8 protein-coding genes are annotated in these 9,543 nt (G+C 60.8%); 3 read left to right on the top strand and 5 right to left on the bottom strand.

Annotated features, from left to right (window positions below; all coding sequences use genetic code 11):
- The first annotated feature begins 238 nt into the window (after positions 1–238).
- Complete coding sequence (locus tag B7G66_RS08185) at positions 239–634, top strand: copper resistance CopC family protein (RefSeq protein ID WP_003617004.1); 396 nt, start codon at positions 239–241, stop codon at positions 632–634.
- Positions 635–725: 91 nt separating this feature from the next.
- Here B7G66_RS08185 and ccmB read toward each other — a convergent pair whose 3' ends face one another.
- The gene (ccmB, locus tag B7G66_RS08180) at positions 726–1,406 is read right to left on the bottom strand and encodes a heme exporter protein CcmB (protein ID WP_003617006.1); all 681 of its coding nucleotides are present in this window, start codon (positions 1,404–1,406) and stop codon (positions 726–728) included.
- Entirely contained in the window at positions 1,403–2,086 is a 684-nt protein-coding gene (gene ccmA, locus B7G66_RS08175; RefSeq protein ID WP_456306310.1) for a heme ABC exporter ATP-binding protein CcmA, read from the bottom strand. The genes ccmB and ccmA overlap by 4 nt, the downstream gene beginning before the upstream one ends.
- 234 nt (positions 2,087–2,320) lie before the next feature.
- Here ccmA and acnA point away from each other — a divergent pair, with 234 nt between their 5' ends.
- Together acnA and B7G66_RS08165 are read left to right on the top strand one after the other, a co-directional pair.
- Positions 2,321–5,014, top strand: coding sequence for an aconitate hydratase AcnA (gene acnA, locus B7G66_RS08170; protein ID WP_003617010.1), 2,694 nt, complete (start codon positions 2,321–2,323; stop codon positions 5,012–5,014).
- Between the two features lie 255 nt (positions 5,015–5,269).
- Positions 5,270–6,163, top strand: coding sequence for a LysR family transcriptional regulator (locus B7G66_RS08165; protein WP_003617012.1), 894 nt, complete (start codon positions 5,270–5,272; stop codon positions 6,161–6,163).
- Between the two features lie 400 nt (positions 6,164–6,563).
- Here B7G66_RS08165 and B7G66_RS08160 read toward each other — a convergent pair whose 3' ends face one another.
- The 3 genes from B7G66_RS08160 to B7G66_RS08150 form a co-directional block, all read right to left on the bottom strand.
- Positions 6,564–7,502: a hypothetical protein gene (locus B7G66_RS08160; RefSeq protein WP_003617013.1), complete on the bottom strand. Its 939-nt coding sequence runs from the start codon at positions 7,500–7,502 to the stop codon at positions 6,564–6,566.
- 169 nt (positions 7,503–7,671) lie between these two features.
- The gene (locus B7G66_RS08155; protein WP_003617015.1) at positions 7,672–8,940 is read right to left on the bottom strand and encodes an AAA family ATPase; all 1,269 of its coding nucleotides are present in this window, start codon (positions 8,938–8,940) and stop codon (positions 7,672–7,674) included.
- Positions 8,937–9,543, bottom strand: a 607-nt coding sequence (locus B7G66_RS08150; protein WP_048859076.1) for a hypothetical protein, incomplete at its 5' end; no start/stop codon positions are given. The genes B7G66_RS08150 and B7G66_RS08155, both read right to left, overlap by 4 nt.

Below are 9,543 nucleotides of genomic sequence, written 5' to 3'. Positions count from 1 at the left end.
GTCTTCTGAAGCTTTTTAGAAAAAGCTTCACCAAAAACATTTATAATTTCAGTATGTTATCGAGGATGACTTTTTAAACGGTCTCTTATCAAGGACCTGTTTTCAGACACTCCCTTGACCTGTTCACGCAGGCCTTGGGGGGCGGCGGTGTGGGATGGATCCCCAGGGCTGTCCCTTTTTTATTTCGTGCGGCACGATAGAACATCCCCCGTCTGCTATCTTCTGTCGGGGGCATGTCATGCGTCATTCATTTTCCATCCTGCCAATGTGCCTTGCCGCCGGGCTGTTCTGTCTGGGGCTGGGGCGGTCGGCATGGGCGAATCCGTCACTGGTGCATGCAATGCCTGCCGCGCATCAGGCCGTGGCGGCGGGAACGGTGACGATCCGGCTGGATTTCAATGCGGTCATTGACCCGTTTCCCACCCGACTCGTGCTGCTTGGGCCAAGCGGCGTGCCGCAACTTCTGCTGGCATCGCCCAAGGATGATGAACAGCAGGTCATTACGGTGGATGTACCGCTGACCATACCCGGCGATTATGTCCTGCAATGGCGGGCCGGGGGAAAAGGAAGCGGCACCAGCCATGGCGACGTGCCGTTTCGCGTTGTCGCGGCCACGGCGGGTGCAGCCCGCTGAACAGATAATGCGGGCTCAGCTACGGCCTTTTACGGCATGGGGCGTCTTGTGAAGCTTTCTGGACAAAAAGCTTCATCAGGAATTTTATGGGTTACTCCACCGCCGCCCGCAGGCCCGCTCCTGCCGCCAGCGGGCATAGGGGGATCGCCGCCGCCAGGAATGCCGCCAGCAGTTCAAGGTCCGGCCCCCACGACAGCCCTGTCTGTGCCGCATCCAGCGCCGCCGCCCCGAAAATCAGCGCCGGCGTCGTCAGTGGCAGCACAAGCAGCGGCAGCAGCACACCCCCGCGCCGCGCGCCCAGTACGACCGATGCCGCCATCCCGCCGATCAGCGACAGGATGAGCGTCCCAAGCAGCAACCCGATCAGCAGGATCGGCAGGCTGTCTGATGGCATGCCCAGCATGATGCCCAAAGGCGCCGCCGCCGCCAGCAGCGGCAGGCCGGTCGTCAGCCAGTGTGCCAGCATCTTGGCCAGTGCGATCAACGCGGGCGGCAGGCCGGTCATCATCAACTGGTCCAGCGACCCGTCCTCCAGCTCTGACCCGAACAGGCGGTCGAGCGGAAGCAGTGCTGCCAACAGGGCACAGACCCAGACAATTCCCGGCGCCATGTGGCGCAGCAGTTCCGGCGATGGCCCCAGCGCCAGCGGGAACAGCGCGCCCGCCAGGATGAAGAACAGAACGGACCCCAGCGTGTCGGCCCCATGGCGCAGGGCGAGGCGCAGGTCACGTTCAAGGATGGCGAGGATCAGGGTCGGAGTCTGAAGCGTCAAAACAGGTCGTCCTCGGGGAAATCCTCCATTGTCTGGGGGATATCGGATTCGTTCAGTCCCGGCAGCGCCAGCGATTTTGCATCCGGCAGAGGGAGGGGAACGTGAGTAGTTGCGATCACGATTCCGCCAGCTTCGCGATGGGTGCGGAAAAGCGTTTCCAGAAGTCCCATCGTGTTGCTGTCAAGGCCGAGGCTGGGTTCATCAAGCAGCCATAGCGGCGCACGCGCCAGCAGGACACGCGCCAGTGCGGCACGGCGTTTCTGCCCCGCCGACAACATGCGTGCAGGCAGTTCGGACAGTCCGGAAATATTAAGTGCGGACATGCAAGAATATGGATCACCCCCACTGGCCCGCGCCGCAAGCATCAGGTTTTCCAGCAGCGTCAGGCCCGGCTTGAGCGCGTCCTGATGGCCAAGATAGGCCACCCGTTCGGCATGGCGTGAACGGTCGGCCAGCGCATCGACACCTGACCACAGCACATGGCCGCCTTCCGGTTTGCGCAGCCCGGCCAGTACCCGCAGCAATGTGGACTTCCCAGCCCCGTTCGGGCCGGTCAGCAGCAGCGCATCACCCGCGTCGAGCGCAAGTCCAACCTGGTCCAGAACAAGGCGTTCCCCGCGAAAAACCGAGATATTTTCCACTTTCAGCAGGGGCGTGTTCCTGGGGGCAAAGGCAGTGATGGTCGGGTCCTCCGCATGGGTGCGATCGGGGTGGGGCGCAGGGGGGATGAAACCCGATCCCGCGTTCTTGTTACCGGGGCCTTCTTGTGTCGGCCCCGCGTCCGGGTATGTTCTACCACCGTTGGGAGATCAAGCCGGTTATCCACTGAAAGGTCACGCCACGCCTGTCTGTTCACGTGGCGGGAGGGCTTCGGTGGATGGATCGCGGCTGATGCCTCGGAGGAAACAAAGCCAATGAAGACGGTTGGGCACGACTCACTGAAAACGGGCCGCACACTTGAAGTGGACGGCAAGACCTATCACTATTTTTCCATCCCCGAAGCCGAGAAAACAATCGGCGACGTCGCACGACTGCCGGTCAGCCTGAAGGTGCTGCTGGAAAACGTCCTGCGGTTCGAGGACGGCCATTCCTATACGGTTGACGACGCCAAGGCGATCGCCGGCTGGCTGCCGAAGGGCAGCTCCACCAAGGAAGTGCCGTTCAAGCCCGCACGCATCCTGATGCAGGACTTTACCGGCGTTCCCGCCGTTGTCGACCTTGCGGCGATGCGTGATGGTATCCTCAAGCTCAAGGGGGACCCGCAGAAGGTCAACCCGCTGGTGCCCGTCAACCTTGTGATCGATCATTCGGTCATGGTGGACGTCGCGGGATCGCCCGAAGCGCTGCAGGATAACGTCACGATCGAATTCGAACGTAACGGCGAACGTTATGCCTTCCTGCGCTGGGGTCAGGAAGCGTTCGAAAACTTCTCGGTCGTGCCGCCGGGCACGGGTATCTGCCATCAGGTGAATCTGGAATACATCGCGCAGGCGGTGTGGACGGCGCATGTCGGTGGCAAGGACTATGCCTATCCCGACACCCTGTTCGGCACCGACAGCCACACGACCATGGTCAACGGCATGGGCGTTCTGGGCTGGGGTGTTGGCGGGATCGAGGCCGAGGCCGCGATGCTGGGCCAGCCCATCGCCATGCTGATCCCCGATGTCATCGGGTTCAAGATGACCGGCAAGCTGCCTGAGGGCGTGACCGCCACCGATCTGGTGCTGACGGTGACGCAGATGCTGCGCAAGAAGGGCGTCGTCGGCAAGTTCGTCGAGTTCTTTGGTCCTGCCCTTGACCACCTGCCGGTGGCCGACCGTGCGACCATTGCGAACATGGCCCCGGAATACGGCGCGACCTGCGGCTTCTTCCCCGTCGATGACCTGACGCTGGATTACCTGCGCCAGACCGGTCGCGAGGAACACCGCATCAAGCTGACGGCGGAATACCTCAAGGCGCAGGGCATGTTCCGTCATCCCCATTCGGAACACCCCGTCTTTACCGACACGCTGGAACTCGACCTTGCAACCATCGTGCCGTCGATCGCCGGGCCGAAGCGTCCGCAGGACCGCGTTGTCCTCAAGGGTGCCGACAAGGCGTTCGAGACGGAGCTGACCGGTGGTCTGGGCGTGCCCGAAGCCGACAAAAACAAGAAGGCGCCTGTCGCGGGCACCAACTATGAACTGGGTCACGGCGATATCGTGATCGCGGCGATCACGTCGTGCACCAACACCTCCAACCCGGCGGTGCTGATCGCGGCGGGTCTGGTGGCGAAAAAAGCCCGTGCGCTGGGCCTGAAGCCCAAGCCGTGGGTGAAGACGTCGCTGGCGCCGGGTTCGCAGGTCGTCACCGACTACCTGACGCGCGCTGGCCTTCAGGAAGAACTCGACGCGATGGGCTTCAATACCGTCGGGTATGGCTGCACCACGTGTATCGGCAATTCCGGCCCGCTTGAGGACCACATTGTCGACGCCATTGAGAACAACAAGCTCGTGGCCGTGTCCGTCCTGTCGGGCAACCGTAACTTTGAGGGACGCATCTCCCCCAACGTGCGCGCCAACTACCTTGCCAGCCCGCCGCTGGTGGTGGCCTATTCCTTGCTGGGAACCATCCGCGAGGACCTGACGACCGCGTCGCTGGGCACGTCCAAGGATGGCAAGCCGGTGTACCTGAAGGACATCTGGCCCACCAACCACGAGATCGCCGCCCTGATGGGATCTGCCATCACGCGTGACGAGTTCATCAAGCGTTACAAGCACGTCAGTCAGGGCACCAAGGAATGGCAGAACCTGAAGGTCGCGACGGGTTCCGAAACCTATGCATGGGATGCGGCATCCACCTATGTGCAGGACCCGCCGTACTTCCAGGACATCACGCCTGAGCCGAAGTCCCGTGGCGACATCATCGGCGCGCGTATCCTTGCGCTGCTGGGTGACAACATCACGACCGACCACATCTCGCCCGCTGGCGCGATCAAGGAAAGCTCCCCCGCGGGCAAGTATCTTGAAGCCCATGGCGTCGCGAAGAAGGACTTCAACTCCTACGGTTCGCGTCGTGGCAATGACCGCGTGATGGTGCGTGGCACATTCGCCAACATCCGCATCAAGAACGAGATGGTTCCGGGCACCGAGGGTGGTATTTCCAAGCACTATCCCGACGGCAAGGAAGGCTCCATCTACGACGTGGCGATGGAGTACAAGAAGGAAGGCACGCCGCTGGTCGTCTTTGGCGGCAAGGAATACGGCATGGGGTCGTCGCGCGACTGGGCGGCGAAGGGAACCCTGCTGTTGGGTGTGCGTGCGGTCGTTGCTGAAAGCTTCGAGCGTATCCATCGTTCCAACCTGGTGGGCATGGGCGTCCTGCCGCTGCTGTTCAAGGACGGCACGACGCGCAAGACACTGGGCCTGAAGGGCGATGAAGTCATCGAAATCAAGGGGCTGGACAACATCACTCCGCGTATGACGATGACGATGACCATCACCCGTGCCGATGGGTCCAAGCAGGAAGTGCCCCTGCTGTGCCGTGTCGATACGCTGGACGAGGTCGAGTATTTCCGCAATGGCGGCATTCTCCAGACCGTTCTGCGTGGCATGACCAAGGTCGCCTGATCCACACAGGGCGGCTGCCGGGTTAACCGGCATATGTAAAAAAGACGGCGGTCCGTTTGACGGGCCGCCGTTTTTTTATGCTCTTCTATGGGAATCCGATCCGGGCAAGGGGACTGAAAACCGCAGAATTTCCCCTCTTTGCAGAACCTTGCAAGAAACACATGTCGGCGGTGCTTTTACGCTATATTGTGTATAAATACGGCATCGTTTAAAACTATATATGATGTAATAACACGCTGCACGTACCGGGGCCTCATGGATCTGCTCTCTGCCTTGCACAGCTTCGTTCGCGTGGCTGCCACTGGATCGTTTTCTGCCGTTTCACGTGAAACCGGGGCAAGCCAGCCTACGATATCGCGTCATATCGCGTTGCTGGAGGCACATTATGGTGCCACCCTGTTCGCGCGTACGACCCGCAGCCTGATGATGACAGAGGATGGGCGCAGCCTGTTGCCCCATGCCTATGAGGTGCTGGAAATACTGGAGACGGCGGAAACCGCACTGGGTCGTCGCCGGGCGTCGGTTTCCGGGTTGGTCCGGCTGGGCATTACGACGGCGTTTGGCCTGTATCTGACCGGCAAGCTGGGAAAATTGCTGGAGGAACATCCCGACCTGTCGGTTGAACTGGTCATGCGTGACGGGTTTGGCGATCTGGTGGAGGAGGGACTCGACCTTGCCGTTCGGGTTGGGTCCATTGCCGAAGGTTCACTGATTGCACGGCGACTCGGGTCGGTCCGGCGTTATGTCGTGGCGTCCAGCGATTATCTTGCGCGGCGTGGTACCCCCGTGCATCCGCGTGACCTGCTTAATCACCCCTGCATTGCCTACAGCTATGGTGGGTCGCGCCATGACTGGCATTTCGATTGCAAGGGGGAAGAGAATGTCGTCGCTGCGAGTGGCCCCTTCCGCGCCAATAGTAGCGAGGCCGTATTGCAGGCGGTACGTTCCGGGCTGGGAATCGGGATGCTTCCTTCCTTTCAGGTGGAGGAGGATGTCGCCAGTGGGCGGCTGATCCATCTGTTCCCTGAATGGACGGTGCCGGAAATGCCGTTTTATGCAGTACATACCGGCCCGCGTACCCTGCCGTTGCGCACCCGCACGGTGCTTGATTTTCTGATCGATATTTCAGACGTGCTGCGACAGGGATGAACCGGTTGCAGGCTGCCCGCCTGATCCCATGACCATGCGCCGCTGTCGGGGATAGGCAGGTTTGTGTGTCCCCGCGCTTGTGTCGTCATCCCTGCCAAAGCAGCCTGTCGTAAGGGAAGCCTGCCCATATCAGGGCAGGAGGCAGGCTTATTGCTTAAATGATGACGGATGATGCTTTTTCGCCGTCATGTCGGCGTTTCGCGCAATAGCCCTTGGCAGGTAGTTTGAAAAGTCAGGACCAATAACATCCTGAAATCATAAAGGTTTTTGGTGAAGCTTTTTGGAAAAAGCTTCAGAAGACGCCGCCTTTTTGAAAAAAGGCGGCACCCAAAAACCTTTATTGTTTTTTCAATGATTTGTTTCCAAACGCTTGGTTTTCTCTGTCAGTCAGGTCTGGCGCTCAGTCCAGCGAAGTGCTGGCGTCTTTCGTGTCGGTCGGGGCTGCCGGGTCCTGCGATGCGCGGGCACGCTGCTCATCGCTTGAGGCCATCATATCGCTGTTGAAGCCGTCATGCAGGATGTGCGCCCATGTTTCCATCCAGCTATTGCCATGCTGTACGAAGCTGAGGGCCGCAGGATGCTGCGGCAGTGCTTCCTTGGCCCAGTCATCGGGGCTTTGCAGTGTGGCAGTCTTTGCATTGGAAACCGGGTTAAGAAAGATCGTCACCGTTTCGACATTGACTGTATGGTCGGGCGAAGGTGACGCAAGGGTCCAGCTTGCCTTGTACAGGACATTCGGCAGCGTAAAGCCAAGTTCCTTCAAGCGATTGGCGATAAGGGCAGTGCGGGTGATGGAGGTGGGATACACCGCCGCCGTAAACCAGCATTCCGCGCCCGGCGGTTTTGCGGGCATGATATGGGCGGCAAGGTTGCGGTCGTCATGGCAACTTGAATCCATCGACAGCGCGGCGCTTTCCGGCAGGGCCTGTGTGCTGGCCTCTGCCCCGATCAGGCCGGTGACAACATGGTCATGTACCCGGACAAGGATATTTTCCAATATCTCGCCATGTGGGCCGGTGATGACGTTCATGACGGGATGCCACACCCCCGCAGGCAGCGGCAGGATGCGGCCCGCGAACGGGATTGCCTTGGTCAGGCGATCGGTAATCGGCATCATCGTCACGACCCCATCATCGCCGCCACCCGCATTATCGGCGGGAGGGGCGTCATTCATGCCCAGCGCATGATGGATGCGTTGCGTAATGTTCTGCACGCCCGGCCACAGACGCCCGAGATACGCAGGCGGGAAGACCAGCATCAGGATCGAAAAGATGAAAATGGAATACAGGCACAGACGCCATATCGGGGCACGATGCCAGAGGCGGGAGAAAGCAGACATTCCGGGTTTTCATATCCTGACGCGACATCCAACCCGGCCAGGGCAGGGGCGGATGATAGAATAAGGCCACTTCGTCGTATGTTGCGGTTGTCCGTGCCCACACGGCGATCAGGGGACGCCACGATCGCGGGTGGTTCCGGCCCCTGGCAACACAGGGGCCGAGGGCAGATTACTTGATGATGCGTGCCTTCTGGGCCTCGCTGTCATTGGCGACTTCGGCGACGACACCATCTTCGTTCGATACGATGCGGACCAGTTTCGCACCCTGCTGCTGCGCGGTGATAAGCGAGTCGCTGATCATGTCCTCGATGGAGCGTGCAAGGTCGCGGGCGCTGGCGGCCGGCCCCATGCGGTCCTGACGGCGCATGACCTGGAACAGCAGCGACGGGTCGATGCCCCCGGTTTCCACCTTCAGGCCATAGCTGTCGATCATCGCTTCGATCTCCAGCGCGGAGACACGGGCGATATCCAGCCCTTCAAGCGCGCGGAAGACAAAGATCCGGTCCAGACGGTTCAGCACTTCGGGTGCAAAGCCTGCCTGGCGCAGGGCCTCGACAGATTCGGCACGCATCTTGTCGGGCTCGTCACTCAGCCGGTCGGCGATTTCCGAGAGTTCATCCGTCGCGATGTTGGAGGTCAGGATGAAGATGCAGCGCACGGTGGAAATATGCTGCCCCGTGGAAGCCTCGGTGACATGGCCGTCGTTCCAGGCCGTCAGGAACTTCTTGAACACATCGGGATGCGCCTTCTCGATTTCATCGAGAAGCACGACCGCATCAGGCTTTTCCTTCAGGCCGCCCGTCAGCTTGCCATAGGTGTCGGAGCCGACATACCCCTTGGGAGAGCCGAAAAGCTGTGTCGCGGCATGAGGGGAGCTCATCTGCGTCATGTCGAAGTTCAGCAATGGCCGGTCAAGCTGTCGCGCAAGCTGCTTGGCCAGATAGGTCTTGCCGGTGCCCGGCGGCCCGGCCAGCAGGAAGATGCCCACCGGCTTGCCACGGACATGCAGCGCCAGCCTGCGTCGCAGCTGTGCGGCAATGTCCTCACATACCTGATCCTGGCCGATGACGCGTGCGCGCAGGCTCGCGGCCAGTTCCTCGGCATCTATGATGGTTTCTTTCTGCTCGCGCGCCAGCATTTCTTCCAGCGCACTACGATTGGTCAGTCTGGCCAGTACGTCCATCATCCATCCCCGTCTGCGTCGGAGTCCCTTTCTGGCCAGTCTCTCTGCACGGTTTTCGAACCAGAGTCCGGCCAGCGTCAAAAATGCGCTACCCACGGCTATGACCGGATAGGCTGGCGCACACCATTCCATGAAATGCCGTATGCTGGCGAGTGAAAGATGCAAGGCCGCGGCGGCCTGTATGCTGCCCAGTATCAGGAATATGACCATGATGACCGGCAACATGCGTTCAAAAGCCGGATACAGCGCCTTCATTGAACGACGACCCCGATAACAAGTTGTCCATCCTTGTACAGCACCGGCAACGGTGTCGGTCCGGGGACGAAGATCGCCCCGGCATGCAATCCCGTGGCCCCCGGGTCGCTGACGGGACGGATCGTGACTTCGCCCGCGATACGGATCGGCAGGACAACCGTGCGCGGCTGTCCCGTCAGGTGCACCATCTGCGTCAGGCCCATGGATTCCACGCTGACGACCGAACTGCCTGTGCCCATGTCATATAACGGCATTTCCGCAAGGACGATCTCATGGCGTTTCAGCGCCGCAAGGATCGCGTTTTTCTGGTTGATGTCGAACGACGTGAATTGCAGCATGTCCGCCGCGCGGTCCGGTGCGATCATGGGCATTTCACCCAGCAGGTCCGCATGCGCGCGGGTGTGGTCCACCACGGCGCGCAGCCCGCCGCTGGCGCTGTCGCCCCCCTGTCCTGCCAGTGCGGTTGGGGTGCCCCCCGCATTGCCACCATCGCTGGTGCCCGATGCGCCGCCAAGGCTGTGGACGCCAAACCCACCCGCCACGACAGCCGCCAGCAGTCCCGCCACCACCATGCGGCGGCTGCCGGTCTGGCGTTGTGGCTGG

The organism is Novacetimonas hansenii JCM 7643 (assembly GCF_000964405.1).
GTDB classification, from domain to species: Bacteria; Pseudomonadota; Alphaproteobacteria; order Acetobacterales; family Acetobacteraceae; genus Novacetimonas; species Novacetimonas hansenii.
This window is presented reverse-complemented; position numbering and strand designations above follow the sequence as displayed.